The sequence below is a fragment of the Clostridium sp. genome, from assembly GCF_047718555.1.
In the GTDB taxonomy this organism is placed as follows: Bacteria; Bacillota; Clostridia; order Clostridiales; family Clostridiaceae; genus Clostridium_I.
Map to the genome: position 1 here is coordinate 1 of NZ_JBDNRK010000042.1, position 22,433 is coordinate 22,433.

Sequence of the window (22,433 nt, forward strand, 5' to 3'; positions counted from 1 at the left end):
AAAATACTCAAATATAAATTTCCCATTCTAAGGATAATAAGCAGTTATAAAAATTTAATATTTATCATTATTTTTGTAAGCGGTAAATAACTGTCAATGTTATCAGTTGTTTACCACTTACTTTTATTTTATATAAAAAACAACTATTGATTACCAATTTTAAACTATAATCTACTTTTTACATGGCAAGTTAGTCGGTTTAAAACATATTTGAAAAGGAACTCTAACTGGCATTATGATCTATACCCGAATTGCAGTACACAAAACTAATAAATATGAATATAAAACTAACCTAAATATTTTAATAGGCAGCTTAAAAGACAAATTAATAATAATGCTTTTGGAATCAAGTCCAAGAAAAAGAAATAAAATATATAAGGATATCATGAAACAAGTTGCTAAAAGCAGTATTCCCATACGACCTGATAGGCAAAATCTACGTATCAAAAGAATTGCAAGAGGAAAGTATAGAAAAAATAAAAAACGTAGCTTATAAAACGTAAAATTAGGGCTATATACTTTAACGCTGACGCTATAAATTTTTTGCGGTTTTTTAGTGTCTGTTTGCTTTGCAAAAAAACATAGGTGCAATAGCTTTTAATTATTTAAACTTCAAAAAATATTAATATCATCATGAAGCATCCATATTTTAGAATATTAAATTGATGACATTGGGCTAACGCCCCTACAAACTCTTGGAGAGACATGGGGAGATAAATATTCTATAGTAATAGATTCATGGAATAATAATTTGGAAAATCTATCTACTTATTTCAATTTTCCTCTGGAAATAAGTAAAATAATATATACTATTAATGCTATTGAATGATTCAATAGACAGTTAAGAAAATTTACTAAGATAAGAACTACATTTCCTCCGGATGATTCCTTAAGAAAAGCTCTTTATCTTGCTACAGAACAAATTATGACCAAATGGACTTCTCCATCACCAAATTGGGCTTACACATTGGCTCAACTTACTTTGATGTTTAAAAATAGACTTGAACAATATATATAAATATTAGAAATTAAAGCTAGTACTATTTTATTTATTCATGAATAATAATGGTATTTTTACAAATAATAATAACAAATAAAAGCTATATAAACTCATTCTTTAGTATTATCATATAATTCAAAAATTACTACAGGAATAATTTTCCATAGTAATTTCCAATTTTAAAGTAGCTCGTCTATTTTACACAGACTTATGAACGTTCTCGGGAAATCAGGCATTGGTCTATATGACACCATCTCAATTTAGAGATAACAATAGTAATATTGCCATTTAAAGAGAATATCTAACTCTGAAGTGTCCTCTTTTTCCAGAAAAGCTCATTCTAACCTTACTTAAGACTTTAGAGCGTTTATAAATACTACTTGTTCATCTTTAAACTTGATGTATGCTTCATAAAATAAATATTAGTTTCGGAATATAAGAACATTCCGAATTATAAATAACTACTTTCATTTATATTTAAGCAGTGATTTATAATGCTCTCCACATGAATTTTGGTGGTATTAAAAAATGGTATACCCACTTCACTCTTAGTAAGTATTAGCGGCAACTCCGTGCATCCAAGAATTACTCCCTCAATAGAATTATCATTAATCATTCTCTTAATTATATCAACCAATCCCTCGCGGGTTCCATCAAGAAATTTACCAAGTTCAATCTCAGTCATTAGTTTATGCTGAATATAATCCTGCTCTTTTTCATTTGGAACAAATAAATCTATATCCTCTCTATTACAAGCTCTTTTATAAAAATCACTTTGCATAGTAAACTTAGTTCCTAATAAACCAATCTTCTTAATACCTATTTTCTTAATATGCTCACATGTTTTATCTACAATGCTTATTAATGGAATAGGTGATAATTCTTTAACTCTGTCAAAAACTATGTGAGGAGTATTCGCAGAAATAAATCCAAAATCTGCACCTCCCTTTTGTAGAACTTCAATACCATTAACCAGCCACTCCACAAGATTGTCCCATTCTTTATTTGCTGCTAACTTCATGAGAATATTAATATCCATGCTATAAATAATTATTTCAGGATTATTTTCATCCTTTGACTTGCTTCTATATATTTCAATAAGCAAGCGATAATAGTCTAATGTAGATTCTGGGCCAAGGCCACCAATCATTCCAATTTTAGTCATAACTCATTCCCCCATTTTATAAAATAATTTAATTTCATTAATAGGTAGGTAGGGAGGGAGCCTTACGACTCCTTTCCCCCTTAAGAACCGGACTTGTATGTTTCCACACATCCGGCTCAAGCTATCTTTTTACCTCAAACAAGTTAGTATGTGTACCAACTGTTCGGCACGAAAAATCCGTTGGTGTATCTTCCTCACATATTTTCATATAAGCAGAAAAGCAGCCGACTGATAATAATAGATATCAGTTTTCATAACTGAACTTCTCTTTTACGAAGAATTTACTTTCCATTTTCTTTCGTGTTGGCGACCATGTGGAAGTCTGCCCTCTTTCAAGTGAGTTATCCAACTCTATCCAGCGGGTTATTTTTTTCCCTGAACTTTCGTCCTACTGGCATTCGCTTTCTCCATAATCCTTTACCCTCTGGTATTGTAGCTTTCTCTCAATTACCCTACCTCTATTGAGGAACACAAAGGGTTTACCAAGTTTCACTAACAGTAGATTCAAATGGTTAAGTATCCTTCTATACTCCGATGGATATATGGGCTACTGCACGATTGGAATGCGATACAATCTTTCCTATCCATATTAAGCAGTATGCTTATCGTAAATTACGAAGATTACAAAGGTTCAACTTTCGTTTATACTTTCCATTTTTCTCCTAACCCTGTATTGCTCCTGCGTAAAGCAATAACATTAGGTACTTAACTCTCATGCAACCTACAAACCAATTACTCGGAGTGCAGTTTCAAGCGGAGATACGCTTAGTAACTAACGCAGTTTCTTACGAAACACTACTAATTAGCGACTTCTTGTCGCACCACAATATCTTACTATTATGAATAACTTATAAATTCATTATATCACTGTAATTTCAATATAAAATTATAAGCTTTTTTAGATCAGTCCCATAATATATCTTTACAATCATTCTCTATATAGAAAACTCTTTCTAAAATATCTTTTGCTATAATTGGTCCAAAGATTAATTTATAATTTATTGAAATAATAGCTGCAAAGAGATTTTCAACCACTGATAATTGATTCTTTATTTTAAGTGGTTGATATCCATCAAATGTTGTATTCGGATGTTGTATAAGTTTCATTATATTTAAAATAGAAACGAATTCCAGGTTGAAATTCTGCACTTAAATCTTCCTTGTTAGAATCTCTTTTAAGTTTACGTTCCATAACAAGTCTGTCACCTACTTGACAATTACCCCAAGAAAACATTATATAGTCAAAATAATCTGCTGGGTCTTTTGCTGCATTTCTTGGCTCTAAACACAAAGTTTCTGCAGGTAAATTTCTTGCTTTCACAGCAGATAATAAACTTCCACCTCTAAATATCGATACAGCATTTTCCACAGAAGCAGTGTGGAAAAGAAATTTAATTAAACATCATTTTTGCTTACAAGTAGTGCATTCTGTAATTATTGAAGGTGGCTGTTCTTGTAAATATTCTTCTTTATTGTGAGATGCATAATTTATAGCGCTTAAGATATCTTGATTTTTACATTTAAATTCGATTACTCTGCCATTTTCCTTTTCATATTCTAGAAACAGAATTAGTTTTTTTAGTTACCATTTTGATATATTCGGATAATCAGACAAAGCACAGTAAAAAACTCCATCCCAAATTATACTGAATTCATGTTCCCCAATATCTATTTTCATATCTATTCTCCCATATAATTTAATATTTGATAATAATAATATCATATAAGTATGGTAAAATAAATGGTCGTTTATATTACTATATTTACTCTTTTATAAAGTTACGGAAACAAGGCATTTTTACAGTAAATAATTCATAGTAAATATATTGACTGGAATAAACCTTTAATTTTGTACGCAAAATGAATAGATTTGTATTCAAATTTTGAGCTTATAAAAACTAGCATCTTAAGATAAATCCTTAAATAATGCTAGTACTGAGGTTGTTCAATTTCCGAAACAAATTATAGAACGAAGCCCCGTCACCACTTACTATGGAATTTCAACAATTTCCTCTTTGCTAAAATAAGAAATATTTTATTATATTTAGCTTATATATTTCAATAATTCAAATAATATTTATACGCCTCAGTATATCTTGTATTTCCTACTATTTTCTACTATTCCCTTTAATTATCACATATAAAAACAAACTAAGGCGGCAATACATAAGAGCATGTATTCTTATAAAACAAAAATTTATAGCATTGCAACTTTAACTAATTAAATTTTATAAAAAATAAGAATAAAATTCAAGCTAAAAGTTTATATGGAACATACCTGCCGCCGCTTTTAGCGATTTAGTTCTATAAAAAGATTCCGAATTAAACTTAATTGCTTATTACACTAATACTATGAAATTTGATTAATCTTGATTTTTTAAGTATTGAGAAAAATTGAAACCAGCCTTTTATTTATATCTTCTGACTGCTGTATTGGAAATTCATGAGTGCCGTTTACCATTTCGCCTACAATATTAGGATTGATTTTTTTGTATTTGTCAACCAACTAATTTTGTATTCTATTTTTGTAAATGGGCTCTTTGTTGCCTATTAGAATCAGATAAGGAACTTTGAGTTTCTTGAAATCATCATCTGAATATACAACAGCTTTTGTTCCAGTACCCTATCCTTGAAAACCTTTCATGCCTGTGGTGAACACTGAAAAACCGGGATTTGAATAATCCGTATTATCATTTCCACTGTAAGCGGTAAAAAACTAATCACATTGACAGTTATTTACCACTTACATTTTACTCTATGAAATCTTTCTCATTTTATTTACTAATGGTCTTAATTCAATAATTGGTATTATCTTTTGAGCACTATATTTTAAAAACCATTCTTGATTTTCCCTTATTAAACTTAATGTATTCCCATCTTTTAACTTTTTCTTTTCATTAACTTCTAAGTCCACATACCAGCATATCACGTAATCAAAAGTTTCATATGGATGATCATGTTTAAATATATTACTCAATTTATACTCAACTTCTACAAGAACCTTTTTTTTATTATAATCAAAACATATCATATCAGTAGTTGAATTTTGAGAATAATCACCGATTTTATCTATATACTTTATTAATTTTTTAATTTTTTCATTAGATATCATAGATGCAAATATCAATGCAACCTGCAATTCACTACTAGGTTTCTTAGTTATAGGAATGTCATTAGTGAGCAGGTCATCTAATTTATCAAAGCGTTCTAATCTTTCTTTTATTTTTCTTTGTTTCTCTTTTATTACATACTCTTGCTCTTCTATTTTTCTTAACTCAAAGTATCCTTCTTCAGCTAATGGAATTATGTTTTCATCAATAATTTTTTTTGCTTCTGATAAAACCCATTTTACCTTTGGATCTTCTAAATTTGAAATGTTATTTCTGTCTGCAGTTAATTCAAAAGCTTGAGAATTAAGCAATAGATGATAATGATGATAATTTGAGTTTTGAAGTAAATCAGTCTTTTTAGTAAATGGGATAAAATCTTTTGCAAGATAAACTCCAAATCTTGTTCTCAGACTTTCTCCTTGTCTAAATTTTGCAATTTTCTTTCTACAATTTACACCTGATATAGTTCCATACAACTGAAGTGAAACATATTCTCCATTAATATTTGTAGCCATATTATATGGTCCAAAGTGTCTACAGTAATTTACTGATTTTTTGTATATACACTCACATGGATCTTCTTTAGGTTTTTCTTGTGGAGGATAGAATTGATGTGTTCCTGGTATTTCTTCTTTTATCTTTAATATCCTATCTTCTAAAAAAACTCTTGGCGCTATTTGCATATTATTAATATATTTATGTAGTTCTGCATAATTTGCAAAATATGTTTTAAAACTGCCAGCTGCAGTAAACCATAGTATATAATCTTTAATGATGTCAAAATTGAAGTACTTCTCAGGACTATCAATCATATATCCTTCAATTAAAATAGTAGTTCCCCCTTTACCAGACTCAGCATTAATTTTTTCAACTGAATACTCTGGTAGTTCATTATTACAAAGATGTTCCCATGGCCTTTCCATTATAACTTTGTATGCTTCGTTATTTCTGTTCTGTGTTTGTAACATAATTTTATAACTTTTAAAATAAATTTTTGTACCTAAACCCTTCTCACCTATCCCTATTCTCAACTTATTTGAATCACCTAAATTAAAAAATCTATGTATATCATTTAAGTTTAATCCTTTTCCATCATCTTGAATCTCTAAAACGAACTTTCCAGCACTATTTCTATAAATTATTATTGAAATAACCTTTGCTTCGGCATCATGAGAATTACTTATAGCTTCTCTTAAAAGTTCTAAAGGGTTAACTATATTTTGTGCTATTTCTTTGTATAATGAGATAGCCTTTACTTGTGGTGTATATCTTTCCAAGTTGTTCATCCTACCTTCCAACTAAAAAATATTATAAAATTTTCGCATTATGAGATAACCTCATAATATAGTATTTTCTTTCATCTTAAAATCAATACATAATATCTTAAATTTAAGGTGGTTACTGTATTGAAAAGAAATATAACGGGTAAAAATATTCAAACTATTAGGATGAATAGAAAAATATCTCAAGAACAACTTGCTGCTAAACTAAATTTACTTGGGATTAATATAGATCAGACTATAATTTCTAGAATTGAAAATCAGACTAGAGAGATACTAGATTATGAACTTAAAGGCATCGCTATTGCCTTACACATAACAATTGAGGATTTGTTTAAAGAATAAAAAACACAACGCATTTTATTTTAAAGGATTATGAATTGTGTTTTTTACAGTATTCGATTCTCCATTATTTATTTTGTATATCTATATCATCAAATAAGTCAGGATGTAAGAGATCTTCATTGGCTATAATAGGTGTTAATTGAATTAAATTAGGCTTTACACCTGTTTCCCTACTGTCCAGTGGAGATATACTATCTATTAATGCATTATTTAACTCATTCTTATAATATTCAATTTCTTCTTTCACTTTTCTTTTTTCATACTCTAGTTCCTTAATTTTATTATGCGCATCATCCAATTTTCTTTTATATTCCTTTGCCTTCCTAGCTTCTGCAAAATAATACTGATATCCTTCAAATAAATCAGTTAATATCTTTAAAAGTCGTTTTTTATTACCGTAATTTGCATTTAAAATATCTTCTGGTGAAATAATCTCAGGAAATTTATCTTTATTTATAAACTCAGTAAATACTGTAGCCTCATTGAGTCTTTTTATTTCTTGTTGAACTTCCTTATTATATCTCCATATATGTCTTGGTATATTAGTCACTTCCACCAACTTAGTTATTGTTATTTCTCCTGAAATATTTTCCCTTGCATAATTATGTAATTCTATAATAAGTTGTTCTGTATCGTATATAGACTTTCTTCCACCTTTATTTTTATTCATTTAATTTTGCCCTCCTAAGTAAATCAATATGTGCTTCTATTAAAGCTTTATTATTCTTTGTAGCTTCAATTTGAGATGATATTCTAATAAAACTCTCTTGAACTTTATCATTTAATAATAGCTTATTCATATTAATGCTATCATCCTTAAATGATGTTTTATAATAATTCTTCAATAGAGATAGTTTCTGTTTTAACTCCTTTTCTGCTGTATTTAATTCACTTTGTAATACAGAACCAATTTTATCATGCGTCTCATTTTCATAATCTATTTCCGAATAGCTACAATTTATACAGCTATAACATCTACACTCTAATGGGAAATTTTCACAATAGCAATTATAAATATCTACTTTCCTGGGCTTAATACCTTTAGCTCTATAAATTGAATAACCTTTAAGCTTAAGCTCTCTAAAAGAAAACTTTTCTCCAACATGGTCTATAGTACCCATCATATAATCTACAATTCTCTTGCTTAGTTTTCTAGAGAGGACATTAGTATTGGCATCAATAAATGTATCTAGATGTTGATAATAATGAATTTGTGATTCAACACTCTCATGCCCTCCAATCCTTGCAATCGTTAATGCATTAAAGCCTTGAAACAGCATAAAACAAAATGCTAAATGTCTTGTATCTCCCATTCGAATTTTAACCATCACATTCTCTTTATTATTTTCTATGATTTCATCATTAAATTTAACTACCTTAATGAATTCCTTATTTTCTATAATTTCTGTATAAAAACTATTTAGTAATGTGTAAAACATTTTTTTATTCAATCTTTCCTTAGTATAGTCAATTTTATTTAAATAATTATTGTTAAAGTATTGCGATTGTTCTTCAACTGAAAATAAATATTCAGTATCATTATCAGAAGTAATACATATATATTCCTGTATTAAGTCGTAGGTCTTTTTATCTAATTCAAGTTTAGTTTCTAATGGAATTTTTCTTCGTCTACTTAGTGGATTAGGAGGTTTCTTTATCCTTTCGATTTCAATAATATATAATTCATTGTCTTTATAAAATGATTCTTTCTTAAGTTTCAAAAACTCAGTTGGCCTCATCGGAATAATACATGTTAGCTTCCAAAATATAATTATAGGGAAATATTTTTTTCTTTCTTCAATTGTATATCCATATAAGTTATTTAAATCATTTATTATTGAATCAAACCTTAAAATACTATTATATGGTGGTAATTCTCTTGCATTTCTATCTTCTGTAATTTTTAATTGTTGAAGTATTATCCAATATGATTCTATATTGTCATTAGGTATAAAAGCCATGTAATATTTAAGTGCAGTCTTAAAAACTATTCTTTGATGTATAGGTGTATTGTCAATTTCTTTTTGAAAATCATACAAATTTTTTTCACTAAAATTATTAGTTATGAGAATTATTTTTTTAATTAACCCAACCATAGCACTAACATTATTAGGATTAAAGCGTTTATCATGTACCATTATTACTACAAATGCCTTAAGTTCATTATTAATTTTATGATTATATTCATAATCAAACGTAAACTTTCTGCTATTTTCTTCAATATCTTTGAAGTACCATTTATTATCATCAAATTTACAATTATAAAATGTTTTCTCTTGAATTAAAGAATTAAAACTATCCTTATAATCACTTATATTATTTTCATCATATATCATATAATCTATATATGATACAAGTAAAGACAATTCACTATCTATGAGCTTTCTAACAGGTAATCCCTCGCCCTTAACATTTTTTATTGATCCCATCCTTCCACCCCTCGCACAATATATATTTATTATATAGATTTATATGTTTAATCTTAAGCAGCTTTAAATTAATGAAAGTTTGAATATAGTTTTTATCAATAGTATCAAATATTTTTTTTGATTCAGCAAGAATAAGGAATAATTTGTTTATAATAAAAGATAGTTTCATAATCTTGCTTTCTTCATAAGCTGAAGTTTTTTCTAAGTTATCCATTAATTTAAGTAAATCTTCTTCAATAAATTCCAGTTCATATGTCGTAGGAATTTGATATCTACAGCCAAAGCAGCTAGCTTTTAAATATTCAGGACATTGTCGTTGTTGAGGTTTAATACCTGATTTTAAGCATTGAGAATTTTCTACTTTTCCAGGAGCTAAACCTTTAGATATACATTCTAACTTTTCGACTATCTCCTTATGCGATAATGTCAGAAGTTCTGAAACAACCAACTTTATATCTCTTTTTTGATATTCTATAGCCTGCTCCAATAAACCATTTTTTTTATCATTAACTTGTAATTCAATCTCTAATTTTTTAGTTTCATTGTTATTACCTATATCATGAAGTTCATTTTTGTTTAAAAGAAAGGCAGAAAAATTATCCACAGCTATTGGAGAATAAAGTTTATATAATTCCTCAATTCTTTTAGTTTTATCTTCGACAGTCCAGCTGCTTGAGTTATAAACAATGTCAAGTATAACACTTATCTGCCAACCAAATATACCTCTTCGAAATAGTTGAAATGCAATTTTTTCAAAACTACCATCTTTATTTGTACTTTCAATATATTGATGGGTAGTATGTGGTAGTAAGTTTTTACTATTAAGTTTATGTGATCTAAGCCAAGCTGATAGAATGTACGCTACTTCAGCAAGACCCTCTTGATTAGAAGCATATTCAAAAGTATATGTTAATAATGTTCTATTAGCCTTCCTATTATCAAAATTTATAAGGTTATCCTCTTTAAACAATTTATTTAAATTGTTAGATTCTGTTATTACACTATAGAATATTGATTGATTGAATAAAAATTTTCTATCAGCATTTCTTCTATGGATTTCGCATACAATAAAGGCGTATGCTGTGGGAATCACAAGATCTAAAGGTACAATAAAATGTGTTCTAACACCTGTTTTCCCAGTCATTATAAATTTAGATTGCTTGTTTATATAATTAATTATAAGTTGACACTGTGATAAGCTAAGTTTATTGTTCTTTAACCAATTAAAATCCAGTTCTTTCTTTAGTATATCTATATTAGGCATTTTTCCAATATCAGATTTTCTCCAGGCAATTGAAAGATGAAGGATTGCATATAGCCATCTCTGTGCATAACTATCTTCTTCAATCGCTTTGTTAATGTGTTTAGAAATATCCGTTAGCAATATATAATAACTAAGCCACTCCTCAGTACTGTAAATATTTGAGTTTTTAGTATATACTTGATCCCGTGAAACGTTGAAACATCTATCATATTTACAGATATTTTTATATTTATTTCTAAAATAATTTATGTATTGGCAAAAATATCTCAACTGTGCTGTAGTAAATTTAGCCATATTAATAATAAATTCAATATCCTCATTGCTACATTCATAGAGTTCACAATTTAATTCTTCTAGTAAAGTATTTACTTTAAAAAAAATATATATCAAATCATGACAATACTCTTGCTTCTTTTTCTTATTAAATCCTGTTTTATTTAACTTTTCTATGACCCATTTATGATAATAATCAAGTGATTTAGCACAATTATTATCATATAAAAAATTAAAACATGTATTAACTCTTTGGTATAAATCTAAATCTGTATTACATCTTATAAAATAGTAAACATAAGTGTATGTAGTCTTAATATATTTAATGTCATTATCATCTATGAAATATTTACCTCTTGCATGCTCTATAAAATAACTATTAAAAAAACTGTTGGTTCTTAATTGATCCAACGTATAAATAGAAATTTTCATTTTTTCAGCAAGCTGATGTCTTGTAAAATATTCTCTGGAATAATATTGTTTTATGTAATTTATAGATTCTTCAGATATGTAGCGATGCTCATTATAAAATACTGAATCCACTTGATTCTTATGTACTAATCTCAATATAAAATATCTACTTAAACCAGTACTATCTACGACATCTGTTAATTTTATATAACCATCTAAGATACTTGCAACGTCCTGTTTAAATATATCAGTATCACTATTTTCCTCTATTTTATTACTTAAATCATTTTTAATTTGAGCTATAAATTCATACACATCACGTTTGTAATAGTAATTAATATGATTATATTTGATTTTTTTATTGTGTAAATACTTATACTTTCCTAATCTTAAAGTTCCCTCACTTATTTTTAATGTTCTTAATACTTCTTCTTGTGAATAACATTTTTTACTTATATTATCTTTCTTTTGTTTAATTTCATATATAAATGAATTAATATCACTCTTTAGATAGTACCGCATATTTTTTCTCTTAATGAAAAGAATGCCTTTTAACACGTTGCGAGTATTTATTATAGAATAATTTAGCATATCTGCAATCTCATTTAAAGAATAATAATTTTCTGTATTATTTAATTGTAATAATGAATTTATTTCTTTTTTAGCTATATACCACTTTTTGAAGTAAAAATATCTTGGAATATTAGGATATGCTCTATTAAAACCGCTGGTAGTTGCATATCCTAATAATTTAGCAGCTACATCAGATGAATAGCATTCATTGAAATAAAATTTACACTTGTCTAAAAATAATTGAACATGCTTCCTAGCTATATATGTCTTTCCCTTAAAATAGTGACATTTTAAAATATATCTATTTTTTAGTATCGTAGAATAACTAATCTTTAAATCCTGTATTATTTCATTTTTAGTATAGAACTCAGTTTTATAAAATTCATTATATTCTAGTATATTTTCAGCATCATATTTGCGTATATAATTCCTGGTTTTAAAATTATAAATTTCAATTGTTGGGTAAATATTTTTAAGGGTTCTAGTTGTGGATATCTGAAATTTTTCCAATATAGACACTACATCACAGCATTCCGTATCTATAAATTTTTTAAGTTTTACAATATGTTCAATTGCTTTTTTAGGGATTTTATTATTTCTAAAACTAACTGCTGTAATATTCTCTTTTACAATTTTATAAATATGTGATTTTGAATATCCTGTTAAAATAACTGCTTCATCCACTGTATAATAATCTTTATGCAATTTTAAAAGCCTCCTTGCGTCTATACTAATTGGTTAGATTAATTAGATATTTGTTTATAATATTTTACGTCGTTTAGAAGTTGCTTCCACATAGATGTCTCTGATTTATAAAGCTTGTACTCCATTCTTGTTGTATCTTGTAAATATGTTAATGAAGAGTCTAATCTTTTATCTCCCCTCGCTTGTGCTATTTGAAGAACATTATCAGCAACTTCTCCTATCATATTTGAAAATATACCTCTCCCAATATGTGTACTCCACTTAAATTTAAATTCAAGCTGATTCGCATATTCAACGGTATAATCATCACCACTATTAATACCTGCTTCCCGAAGTATTTTAATAAATTTATATTTTAATTTATTAAAATAATATCTATAGTTTTCTCCCGTCATTGGAAATCCTCTTTTATTTAAAAATAAGGCGTTTTCACTATTCTTATTTTCAATTTTATTTAAATATTTAATATGTTCTCTATAAATTTTAGATAGTAAAGTATCAAAATAAGGATATATAGCTTGTCTCCTAGTTTTTTTAGGGGAACCACCACTTGTAATATTATGAATTAAATCTTTTCTAAGTTTTCTATGCTTAATATTTACGATCATACCCAAAAGACAATTTCCCCCTTTAGGTGTTATGCTAGCTCTGGTTAAATTAGTTACTTCACCCAAACGCAATCCACCAAAACACTGTATATATATTCCTAATGCAATTGTTGGGGTGTATTGTAATGCGGTGTTCAATAAAACCGGAATATACTGCATTTCAATATTATGTAGTATTGGCGATTTATCATCTTCAGTAGTATTATCTAAAGGTATTCCATCAAATGGGGACTCAGGAATTTTCCTATAACTTTCTGTTTTTTTGTCATATATTTCTATAAGTCTAAATTCATCTATTTTTATATTTTTAAAAATTCCTTGTGAGGCTAAATCAAAATAAAAATTCGTTAAATCTCTACAAGTTCTATTGTAAGTTTTTTTAGAAACAGTTCTACTATAATATTCTAAGTAAGCATATGCACACTCAATATCTAACTTGCTTAAAGTCTTTATTTTGAACATATACTGTCTTTCAAAGAAAATGTAATTTAAAAACTTAACTACAGTATGAGCTTTTCTTTTTAAAGTTATAGGCTTATTTCTTCCCCTTAAAGATAATAAATATAGAGATATAGAGCTAATCTTGCTCCTTGTCACCTCATTAAGTGTTTGCTGTATTGTTATAAATACTCTTTCTTCAATTTGCTCATTATCGCATCCTTTATTTCTAATCTTCTTACTTGTTTCTACTGCAAACCTAGTCCTCATTTCATCCTTATTTAATTTTAGTATTTTCCCCATAAATAGTTACCTCTTGTTTATATAATAATTAAATTTTATACATGTAATAATAGAACTATATCAGAATATTTTAACCTTATCAATAGAAGTTTGGCTAAAATAAAATAAGCCATATATTCTTTTAATATAAAGGCTTTCATAGACTTAAATTATTAACTTTATTAATTTTAGCCAAACTTTTTAACATCCACCAGTAAATATAATAACACGGCGATCTCTAGCAGCAACGCAGGCACCAAAACCAGCAGGAGTGGCATATCCTATAGACCCCCATCCGTATTGACATATATAGTTGACATTCTTAGGCAGTTTTACTTGTGCCATACCAAGTGGAAGTGAACCTGATTCTACAATTACTATATCATTTTCTTTAATGAAGCTCTGTAATTTAGGATAATAATATACTGATGAGATCTGATTATTTCCATTATTTATTTGATTTTGAATATAAGTCTTCTTTATATTTGGTATAGGAACTGATTTCCTATCTAAAACTTTAATCAATTCATTTAACAAATCTTCCATTAACACATTTTCATAAACACTCATACCCACTTTTACGTAGTTTGGCTGAATTTCTATAATGTTCACAGGATTTAATTTAGCAGTGAAAGAAGCTGTATTATAATCTGACCAGATTGGTCCAATTGCTAAAATGCAATCACAGCTCTCCACAAAATCTTTTACTTCTAGGCTTCCCCATCTACCGGCATATAATCCAATGTAATTTTTATGACCTTCATTAAAGGAACCTTTACCCATCATCATAGTGGCTACAGGTATATCAAGCTTATCAGCTAACTGTTCAACTACAGTTTGAAGATTATATCTTGATACCATAATGTCTGGAAGAAGTATTGGTTTTTGTGCCTGACTAATAAGCTGTTTTATATTATTAAGTGCTAATTGTAAAGAATTTTGATTAGTCTGAGGCTTTGATAGAGAAGCTTCTCTTACGGTAACAGGCTGATTAACTACATCAATTGCTATAACTAAATATACTGGCCTCTTCATTTCTTTGGCCTTATGAATAGCTGTTGGAATCTCAATTTGCGCATTGTCCTTAGTAATTACCGCTGTATATTCAGTTATATTTTTATAGATATTTTCATAGACAGAATAATCCCCATTCATTAGTGTATGATGCATTTTTCTATGTTCCATCTGCAACATAGTTTTTGGAGCACCAACTATATGAATAATGGGAACATATTCAGAATAAGCTCCTGCAATTGCATTGCAAGCATTTAATTCACCCACTCCAAAGGTAGTTATCATTGCTGAAAGTCCTTTAATTCTGGCATAAGCATCTGCTGCATAGCCTGTATTTAGTTCATTTCTGCAATTAACAAAATTTATTCTCGCATCTTTTTCCAGGTCATCTAAAAGAGTGAAATTATAATCTCCTGGAACACCAAAGATTTCACTAATTCCCTCGCTGTTTAAGCAATTAAAAAGGTATCTACCTACAGTTAGTTCATTTTTTTCAAACATACAAAAATTTCCTCCCCTATGATATAAACAAATTAATAATATGTTTATTCTAACCTGTAGGTTGAACCTTATACATAAATACTATTATTAAAACTAACAGTTAATGGATTCAATAGCAAGTAACTTTTTCTCTATATTATAGGGTACATTTTATAGTTTTAAATAATTATTATGTTCTTAAATCTATTTATCTAAATCAACAATTTAAAACTAATTTAAGCAAATCGAGTAGTTAGAAGTCGGAAATAAATTTCCCACTTCTAACTACTCGATTATTTTACACAGTTTTAAACATCACGGTATTTTCAAAATTTATATATATACCGGCATTGGATCAATCTTTAATTTATTTTCAACAATTTCTACTTTGTTTTCATTGAATACATATAATCTGTGTATAAGAACTAATACCTCATCTCCTAAAGTAAAAGCACTTTGCTCCAAGGAGCGAATTCCTATAACTTCAATATCACCTATTTTAACAGTAATTATCCAGTTAGAACCGGCAAAAGAAATATCCGTAACTGTACCCTTATCAGAGGCAGATACATATTGTATTTCACCTTCTTTGCCAATCTGAACAAATTCCGGTCTTATAATGGCTTTAGATCCCTTTGGTATATCCTTAAATGCTTTAAGATTTTCAAAGCTTTCAATAACATTGGATTCACCAATAAATTTTGCTACAAAAGCAGTTTCAGGCTTTTTATATATTTCTACAGGCTCTCCTTTTTGCTCCACAGTCCCTAAATTAGTTATGATAATTTCATCAGCTACTTCTACTGCCTCTTCCTGGTCATGAGTTACAAAAATACTTGTTATACCAAGCTTGTGTATCATCTGTTTCAGCCAGGTTCTAAGTTCTTTTCTTACCTTGGCATCAATGGCTGCAAATGGCTCATCCAGAAGAAGCAGTTGGGGATTTGGTGCAAGGGCTCTTGCAAAAGCAACCCTCTGTTTTTGTCCTCCTGATAATTGACTTGGGTATCTTTTTTCTAATCCTTTAAGCCCTACAAGCTCTATTAATTCTAGTACTCTCTTTTTTATTTCACTTTTATTTACCTTTTTAATGGAAAGTCCAAAAGCTACGTTTTGATAAACTGTCATATTTCTAAAAAGTGCATAATTTTGAAAAACAAATCCTATACCTCTTTTTCCCGGTGGTATATCATTAACCAGCTTACCATCAATATATACTTCACCGCTGTCAGCAGTTTCAAGACCTGCAATAATACGAAGTATTGTAGTTTTACCACTTCCACTTGGTCCCAGTAAGCCTATTAACTTTCCACGTTCTATTTCAAAGGATACATTTTTTGATGCTTCATAATCTCCAAACTTTTTATTAAGATTTTTAACTTCAACATACATTTTATCTCACCTCTTTTTTTGCTTTCCATTCAATAATATTTCTTAAGATTAAAATAATAATAGCTATAAATACTAGAAGGGAGGATACCGCAAAGGATGCAGAAAATTGATACTCGTTATATAATATCTCTACATGCAGCGGCAAAGTATTAGTTTCCCCTCTTATGTGTCCAGATACTACAGAAACAGCTCCAAACTCTCCTATAGCACGAGCACTGCATAATACAATTCCGTACAAAAGACCCCATTTTATATTAGGAAGAGTTATTCTCGTAAATATGGTCCATAGATTTGCCCCCATAGAGGCAGCTGCCTCCTCTTCCTCACTTCCTTGGGCAGTCATTAAAGGTATTATCTCTCTGGATACAAATGGAAAAGTTACAAATATTGTTGCCAGTACTATACCTGGCAAGGCAAAAATTATCTGTATGTTATTATTAAATAAGAAGTCATAAAATAAGCTTCCCCTACCAAAAGTCAGTACATATATTAATCCAGCTATAACTGGTGAAATAGCAAAGGGAAGATCTATTAATGTGATTAAAAAGTTTCTTCCACGGAATTTAAACTTTGTTACAGAGAAGGCAGTTATAGTACCAAATATAGTATTTAAAAGAACAGCTATTCCAGACGCCAATAATGTAAGTTTTACAGCCGAAAGCGTATAATCATCTGTAATAGCTGCTATATACGCATCCTTACCTTTCCTAAAGGCCTCTATAAATATAAGTATCAGTGGCATTCCAAGCATTATAAATAAAAATATTATTGTTATTGCTATAAGTAAAAATTTAATTGTTTTAGATTTAGTGTAATATCTGTTTTCCAACCTTTTCACTCCCTATCTATACTTATTAGCTCTCCATTGTATTAGATTTATAACAAATAACATAAAAAATGAAAATATAAGCATCACTAAAGCTATAGCTGTAGCTCCTGAATAATCAAATTGTTCAAGCTTTGTCATTATTAAAAGTGGTGCTATTTCTGTTTTCATAGGTTTGTTGCCTGCTATAAATACTACAGAGCCGTACTCACCTATTCCCCTTGCAAAGGCAAGTGAAAACCCTGTTAAAAGAGGTGCAATAAGCTGGGGGAATATAACTTTAATAAAAGTCTGAATTCTAGAAGCTCCTAAAATAGAAGCTGCTTCTTCTATACTTCCATCTAAATCTTCCAAAACCGGCTGTATGGTTCGTACAACAAATGGTATACCTATAAACACCAACGCCACAGTGATTCCAAAGGTTGAAAAAGAGCCTTGTATACCAAACTTAGCTAGTATAGATCCAATCCATCCATTTTTTGAATAAAGTGTTGTCAATGAAATACCTGCAACTGCAGTAGGCAACGCAAAGGGTAAATCTATACATCCATCTAAAAATCTCTTAAATGGGAATTTATACCTTACTAAAACCCAGGCAATAATTAATCCAAATACCACATTTATGATAGCTGCTAATAGTGCACAACCAAAGCTGACTTCATAGGATGCCACTGTCCTTGGGTCTGTTATAACCTTAAAAAATTCTCCAAATCCCATTTTAGAGGTCTGAATCAATACTGTACTAAGTGGAATTAAAACTATTAAACTCAAATATAGAATAGCTAAACCCATAGATATACCAAACCCAGGAATAACCTTTGTCTTCTTAGCCACTTATTGTACCCCCTATCTCCTTTGTCTTCTACCTGTTAATTTCTAAAATTCCATAATAGAAATTTCAGAGACTATATAGTGAATTCTTAGATTTAGTAAAAATCAATTCTAAATCTAAGAATTATGTCTGCAAATTTAGTTATTTTTTGGGTTGATATATCTGATCAAAAGTTCCTCCATCGGCAAAATGAGTTTTTTGAGCTTTAGCCCATCCACCAAATTCATCATCTATAGTAAATAAATTAACTGTAGGAAATGTATTTTTATATTTTTCTGCAATTTCTTTATCCCTTGGACGGTAATAGTTCTTTGCAGCTATTTCCTGTCCTTCTTTTGAATACAGATATTTTAAATATTCTTCAGATGCATCTCTAGTTCCCTTTTTATCAACTACTTTATCTACAACAGCTACTGAAGGCTCAGCAAGTATACTTATAGATGGTACAACTATATCAAATTTATCTGCACCCAATTCGTTTCTAGCTAGTAAAGCTTCATTCTCCCAAGCTATAAGAACATCTCCTACTCCTCTTTCAGTAAAAGTAGTAGTAGCTCCTCTGGCTCCTGAATCCAGTACTGCAACATTTTGATATATCTGTTTAACAAATTCTTTAGCTTTATTTTGGTCATTATTATTCTTCTTTAAAGCATATCCCCAAGCAGCGAGATAATTCCATCTTGCTCCACCAGAAGTTTTAGGATTTGGAGTTACAATTGAAACACCAGGCTTTGTTAAATCATCCCAGTCCTTTATATTTTTTGGATTACCTTTTCTTACAAGAAATACTATAGTTGATGTATAAGGCGCACTATTATCTGGAAGTTTTTTCTGCCAGCCTTCCTTAATTAATCCTGCCTGTTGAATTGCATCTATATCGTAAGCTAAAGCTAAAGTAGCAACATCTGCTTCCTGTCCTTGTATTATAGATCTTCCCTGGGCACCAGAACCTCCGTGAGATTGTTTTATAGTAACATCTTGACCAGTTTTTTCTTTCCAGTGTTTTGCAAAAGCTTTATTGTAATCTTGATACAATTCTCTTGTTGGATCGTAAGAAACATTCAAAAGTTCAATTGATTTCTTTGAATTTGTTGCCTGTCCACTATTCTTATTTCCACATGCGGCAAAAGTTGACAATGTTAAAATACTGATTAATGAAATTAAAATACCAAATTTAAATTTTTTCATGAAGAGTCCCCCTAATTTTCATTTAAAAATAATTATAAAACCGATTTAATTTCGTCAAAATGCTGATTCTTAAGCATTCTGACTTCATACATAACTCCTTCATATTAGCTGCCCCCCTAAGCATATCATTCCTATTTCACATAAAACTTATAAGAATACTATGATATATATTATAATACAATTATATTTGATGTCAATACAAAAATGGAGAAAAGATTTGAGTAAAATCATATTTTCATTTCTCTTTTTATACCCGGTATATAAAAAGAGTTTAAATTTCATTTTAAAAATAATTTAACCAAAAGAAAGTCCCTAAACACAAAACAGTTTAGGGACGAAATATACTTCCGTGGTACCACCCAAATTAATCTAATTATTTTACGGATTTAATTACATTATTAAGATCCATTAAATCTTCTTTAAGCCATCTTACTGCAATTCCAGAAATATCTGTCCAAAATTTAGTCTTTGCATTTCCAGTTACTTCATCATACCACTTATACGTCCAAGACAATAAATGATTATTTAAAAAATCTATTTGTCCTTTAATATTTTTCTTAGCCTTTGAAGAATCAGCATAATCTTCAATAAAACATAATCTTGCCATAAAAGCTAACTGAAAGGCCAAATGATCTGCCGCCTCTTTTTTGCTCACATCCACTCCAAAATTTCTATAAAATCTTCTAACCTGAAATTCTGATTGTCCAAATAACAATCTATCTTCAGTTTCATATACCGATTCCCAGGGTGGAGCTAATATAGCTGCTGGTCCAACAAATAGGTTTTCATAATCCTCTAATAAATCTTCTCTATCATGTTTAATCTCTTCTATAATATCTCTACTATAGCCCTTTTCTATAAGAAAATCCTTAAATACTGAGACTTCCTCAGAAATTTTTAATACTTTATCTAAATCTCCACGATAAAGTGCCGCCAGCACAGCATAAATAGATTGTCTTTTTGTTATAAAATCTTTTATATTTTCCATAATTTCGTATTAGCAAGAGGATAAATATATGAAGTTAATTTGCAAATATTTCTATTCAATATGCAAAATGACTCTATCTCTTACTATCCTCCCTCTGATCAGAATCAATTCTTTTACATGGAGTTATTACCAAAGCAGGCTCTGCTATACTAGCTTTTGGCATGCCTTCCGTTTCAGCCACCTCTCCATACTTTTCACGAAGTTCTTCAAATGTTCCAAAGCTAAGGGCCCTCATTGGACAGGATGAAACACATGTAGGGTCCTTTCCCTGTTCCAGTAAATCCATGCAAAAGTCACATTTATTGACCTTTTTTTCTTCAGGATTATATTGGGGTGCTTCATAGGGACATGCCTTTATGCAGCTCTTACAGCCTATACATTTTTCCTTTTCAATATATACTATTCCATCCTCTTCTCTTTTTCTAAGAGCACCTGTTGGACAACTTTTTACACATGTAGGATTAAAGCAGTGATTACAGCTTACAGTAATCCAAAAAGCATATATATTTGGTATAATAGCCTTTCCTCTCTGTATAAAATTTCCTCCAGATATTTCATAAACCTTTCTAAAATTCTGACCCACTGATAAATTATTTTTATCCTTGCATGCTACTTGACAGGTACTGCATCCAACACAATAATTTTGCTGAAAATAAAATGCCAATTGTTTACCCATATTTGGTATCACCTTCTAACTTATATCTTTAGTAAGAGAGTATATAATAAGTACCAAACTCTCATCAAAATTTACTTTCTTTTCATACTTTTTTCTGTGTATAACATATTAATAACTTTGTTGATAACTCATCGTATGAATATATAGGAAAATGTCTTCGTATAATTATAACTTTATAGGCTTATGAAACTTCACTAATCAAATTTTATGAAAAATAACAAAAGAATTCAAGTTAAAAATCCGGGTATTGGCACTTACTCGCAACCACCTGTAAGTTTTTATCAACATAGTTAAGCTCTGCCTATATATTGCACTATGCCGTAACGTTAGAGTCAACGCTTTTTTAAAGTTTTTTGTATTAGGTATAATAAAGAAATTAATCTTAGAAAGAAGATTGCAAATGTAATAAAATATAATTAATATTACATTAAGGGGAATTTTGCACAAATTGCGAGCACTACCCCTATAAGTATAGGTAATATTTTCTTAATATAGCAATAAAAAACGCCAATCTAATGACTGACGTTTTAAGTATTTAATACCCCCAACTGCTGTTAGCGAAAAATTCCATATTATAATAAACTGTTTTGCTTGAACCAGTGTTTACTAATTTCCAACGATAAGTTTTGTTCTTTGTTACATCAAAACTAAAGCTAGATGTTCCGTTCTTTTTTGCTTTCAGTGTTTTATAGTAGTGCCAACCATTTGAATATTTTTCTAATATTAATTCATATGTACCACTACCTTCGCTGTGTGACTTAATACTAACATCCATGTAATCCCCACCAGCCAGTGGCTTAAATGTCTTTGTATAAACATAATTTTTAAATTCCCCACTCTTGTGAACAACAATAAAGTTTTTTGTTGAAGCATATGCCGTTCTCGGGAAAAAAGTTACAGAACTTAAAAACACTGCAAATATCAAAGAGAAAATGATAGGCAGATTGATAAATAGTTTTTTTCTTTTCATATTTATTCCCCCATATTATCTATTTATTAACTTATATTATATATTATAGATTTTACATCAATTTAAGTCAATAATTTGTATCTCTTATAATATGTAGTAATACCAGCATCGGTGTCATGTGCTGAAAAGTAGACATAACACGTTTGCTGGTATTTGTTCAATTCCACGCAATGCTAATTCTGTT

The 22,433-nt window shown here is 29.3% G+C and carries 18 protein-coding genes and 1 pseudogene; 3 read left to right on the forward strand and 16 right to left on the reverse strand.

The window, feature by feature from the left end; genetic code table 11:
- The first annotated feature begins 235 nt into the window (after window positions 1-235).
- The gene (locus tag ABF633_RS14920) at window positions 236-496 is read left to right on the forward strand and encodes a hypothetical protein (protein ID WP_415524685.1); all 261 of its coding nucleotides are present in this window, start codon (window positions 236-238) and stop codon (window positions 494-496) included.
- 180 nt (window positions 497-676) lie between these two features.
- A pseudogene (locus tag ABF633_RS14925) lies at window positions 677-1,018 on the forward strand (transposase); the annotation flags it as partial.
- Window positions 1,019-1,451: 433 nt separating this feature from the next.
- On the opposite strand, the gene ABF633_RS14930 reads toward ABF633_RS14925, so the two are convergent.
- The 4 genes from ABF633_RS14930 to ABF633_RS14945 form a co-directional block, all read right to left on the reverse strand.
- The gene (locus tag ABF633_RS14930) at window positions 1,452-2,165 is read right to left on the reverse strand and encodes an aspartate/glutamate racemase family protein (RefSeq protein ID WP_415524686.1); all 714 of its coding nucleotides are present in this window, start codon (window positions 2,163-2,165) and stop codon (window positions 1,452-1,454) included.
- A 903-nt stretch (window positions 2,166-3,068) separates the two neighbouring features.
- The gene (locus tag ABF633_RS14935) at window positions 3,069-3,272 is read right to left on the reverse strand and encodes a hypothetical protein (RefSeq protein WP_415524687.1); all 204 of its coding nucleotides are present in this window, start codon (window positions 3,270-3,272) and stop codon (window positions 3,069-3,071) included.
- The gene (locus tag ABF633_RS14940) at window positions 3,238-3,486 is read right to left on the reverse strand and encodes a hypothetical protein (RefSeq protein ID WP_415524688.1); all 249 of its coding nucleotides are present in this window, start codon (window positions 3,484-3,486) and stop codon (window positions 3,238-3,240) included. The genes ABF633_RS14935 and ABF633_RS14940 overlap by 35 nt, the downstream gene beginning before the upstream one ends.
- A 1,434-nt stretch (window positions 3,487-4,920) precedes the next feature.
- Complete coding sequence (locus ABF633_RS14945; RefSeq protein ID WP_415524689.1) at window positions 4,921-6,561, reverse strand: ATP-binding protein; 1,641 nt, start codon at window positions 6,559-6,561, stop codon at window positions 4,921-4,923.
- Between the two features lie 120 nt (window positions 6,562-6,681).
- On the opposite strand from ABF633_RS14945, the gene ABF633_RS14950 reads away from it, so the two are divergent.
- On the forward strand, window positions 6,682-6,900 hold the full coding sequence (locus tag ABF633_RS14950) for a helix-turn-helix domain-containing protein (RefSeq protein WP_415524690.1): 219 nt from the start codon (window positions 6,682-6,684) through the stop codon (window positions 6,898-6,900).
- Between the two features lie 64 nt (window positions 6,901-6,964).
- Here the strand turns inward: ABF633_RS14950 and ABF633_RS14955 are convergent, their stop codons facing one another.
- The 12 genes from ABF633_RS14955 to ABF633_RS15010 all read right to left on the reverse strand — a co-directional run bounded on the left by ABF633_RS14955 (window position 6,965) and on the right by ABF633_RS15010 (window position 22,249).
- Window positions 6,965-7,570: a hypothetical protein gene (locus ABF633_RS14955; protein WP_415524691.1), complete on the reverse strand. Its 606-nt coding sequence runs from the start codon at window positions 7,568-7,570 to the stop codon at window positions 6,965-6,967.
- A complete protein-coding gene (locus ABF633_RS14960) occupies window positions 7,563-9,329 on the reverse strand; it encodes a hypothetical protein (protein ID WP_415524692.1) in 1,767 nt (588 codons plus the stop codon). The genes ABF633_RS14955 and ABF633_RS14960 overlap by 8 nt, the downstream gene beginning before the upstream one ends.
- Window positions 9,307-12,555: a hypothetical protein gene (locus ABF633_RS14965; protein WP_415524693.1), complete on the reverse strand. Its 3,249-nt coding sequence runs from the start codon at window positions 12,553-12,555 to the stop codon at window positions 9,307-9,309. Before ABF633_RS14965 ends, ABF633_RS14960 begins: the two co-directional genes overlap by 23 nt.
- 38 nt (window positions 12,556-12,593) lie before the next feature.
- Complete coding sequence (locus ABF633_RS14970) at window positions 12,594-13,904, reverse strand: hypothetical protein (RefSeq protein WP_415524694.1); 1,311 nt, start codon at window positions 13,902-13,904, stop codon at window positions 12,594-12,596.
- A 180-nt stretch (window positions 13,905-14,084) separates the two neighbouring features.
- The gene (locus ABF633_RS14975) at window positions 14,085-15,398 is read right to left on the reverse strand and encodes an alpha-keto acid decarboxylase family protein (protein ID WP_415524695.1); all 1,314 of its coding nucleotides are present in this window, start codon (window positions 15,396-15,398) and stop codon (window positions 14,085-14,087) included.
- A gap of 312 nt (window positions 15,399-15,710) precedes the next feature.
- Complete coding sequence (locus tag ABF633_RS14980; protein WP_415524696.1) at window positions 15,711-16,769, reverse strand: sulfate/molybdate ABC transporter ATP-binding protein; 1,059 nt, start codon at window positions 16,767-16,769, stop codon at window positions 15,711-15,713.
- 1 nt (window position 16,770) lies between these two features.
- On the reverse strand, window positions 16,771-17,598 hold the full coding sequence (cysW, locus tag ABF633_RS14985; RefSeq protein WP_415524697.1) for a sulfate ABC transporter permease subunit CysW: 828 nt from the start codon (window positions 17,596-17,598) through the stop codon (window positions 16,771-16,773).
- A gap of 12 nt (window positions 17,599-17,610) precedes the next feature.
- Window positions 17,611-18,429, reverse strand: a complete 819-nt coding sequence (gene cysT / locus ABF633_RS14990; protein ID WP_415524698.1) for a sulfate ABC transporter permease subunit CysT — start codon at window positions 18,427-18,429, stop codon at window positions 17,611-17,613.
- Between the two features lie 139 nt (window positions 18,430-18,568).
- A complete protein-coding gene (locus ABF633_RS14995) occupies window positions 18,569-19,615 on the reverse strand; it encodes a sulfate ABC transporter substrate-binding protein (protein WP_415524699.1) in 1,047 nt (348 codons plus the stop codon).
- A 373-nt stretch (window positions 19,616-19,988) separates the two neighbouring features.
- On the reverse strand, window positions 19,989-20,603 hold the full coding sequence (locus tag ABF633_RS15000) for a TorD/DmsD family molecular chaperone (protein ID WP_415524700.1): 615 nt from the start codon (window positions 20,601-20,603) through the stop codon (window positions 19,989-19,991).
- A gap of 73 nt (window positions 20,604-20,676) precedes the next feature.
- A complete protein-coding gene (locus ABF633_RS15005; RefSeq protein ID WP_415524701.1) occupies window positions 20,677-21,279 on the reverse strand; it encodes a DMSO/selenate family reductase complex B subunit in 603 nt (200 codons plus the stop codon).
- A 535-nt stretch (window positions 21,280-21,814) separates the two neighbouring features.
- On the reverse strand, window positions 21,815-22,249 hold the full coding sequence (locus ABF633_RS15010) for a hypothetical protein (RefSeq protein WP_415524702.1): 435 nt from the start codon (window positions 22,247-22,249) through the stop codon (window positions 21,815-21,817).
- Window positions 22,250-22,433: the final 184 nt, after the last annotated feature.

Excerpts from the sequence above, each read along its gene's own strand:
- ABF633_RS14920 (WP_415524685.1), top strand. The coding sequence starts at position 236 with ATGATCTATACCCGAATTGCAGTACACAAAACTAATAAATATGAATAT.
- ABF633_RS15005 (WP_415524701.1), bottom strand. The coding sequence starts at position 21,279 with ATGGGTAAACAATTGGCATTTTATTTTCAGCAAAATTATTGTGTTGGA.
- ABF633_RS14930 (WP_415524686.1), bottom strand. The coding sequence starts at position 2,165 with ATGACTAAAATTGGAATGATTGGTGGCCTTGGCCCAGAATCTACATTA.
- ABF633_RS14980 (WP_415524696.1), bottom strand. The coding sequence starts at position 16,769 with ATGTATGTTGAAGTTAAAAATCTTAATAAAAAGTTTGGAGATTATGAA.
- ABF633_RS14995 (WP_415524699.1), bottom strand. The coding sequence starts at position 19,615 with ATGAAAAAATTTAAATTTGGTATTTTAATTTCATTAATCAGTATTTTA.
- ABF633_RS14935 (WP_415524687.1), bottom strand. The coding sequence starts at position 3,272 with ATGAAACTTATACAACATCCGAATACAACATTTGATGGATATCAACCA.
- ABF633_RS14955 (WP_415524691.1), bottom strand. The coding sequence starts at position 7,570 with ATGAATAAAAATAAAGGTGGAAGAAAGTCTATATACGATACAGAACAA.
- ABF633_RS14945 (WP_415524689.1), bottom strand. The coding sequence starts at position 6,561 with ATGAACAACTTGGAAAGATATACACCACAAGTAAAGGCTATCTCATTA.
- ABF633_RS14970 (WP_415524694.1), bottom strand. The coding sequence starts at position 13,904 with ATGGGGAAAATACTAAAATTAAATAAGGATGAAATGAGGACTAGGTTT.
- ABF633_RS15000 (WP_415524700.1), bottom strand. The coding sequence starts at position 20,603 with ATGGAAAATATAAAAGATTTTATAACAAAAAGACAATCTATTTATGCT.
- ABF633_RS14975 (WP_415524695.1), bottom strand. The coding sequence starts at position 15,398 with ATGTTTGAAAAAAATGAACTAACTGTAGGTAGATACCTTTTTAATTGC.
- ABF633_RS15010 (WP_415524702.1), bottom strand. The coding sequence starts at position 22,249 with ATGAAAAGAAAAAAACTATTTATCAATCTGCCTATCATTTTCTCTTTG.
- ABF633_RS14960 (WP_415524692.1), bottom strand. The coding sequence starts at position 9,329 with ATGGGATCAATAAAAAATGTTAAGGGCGAGGGATTACCTGTTAGAAAG.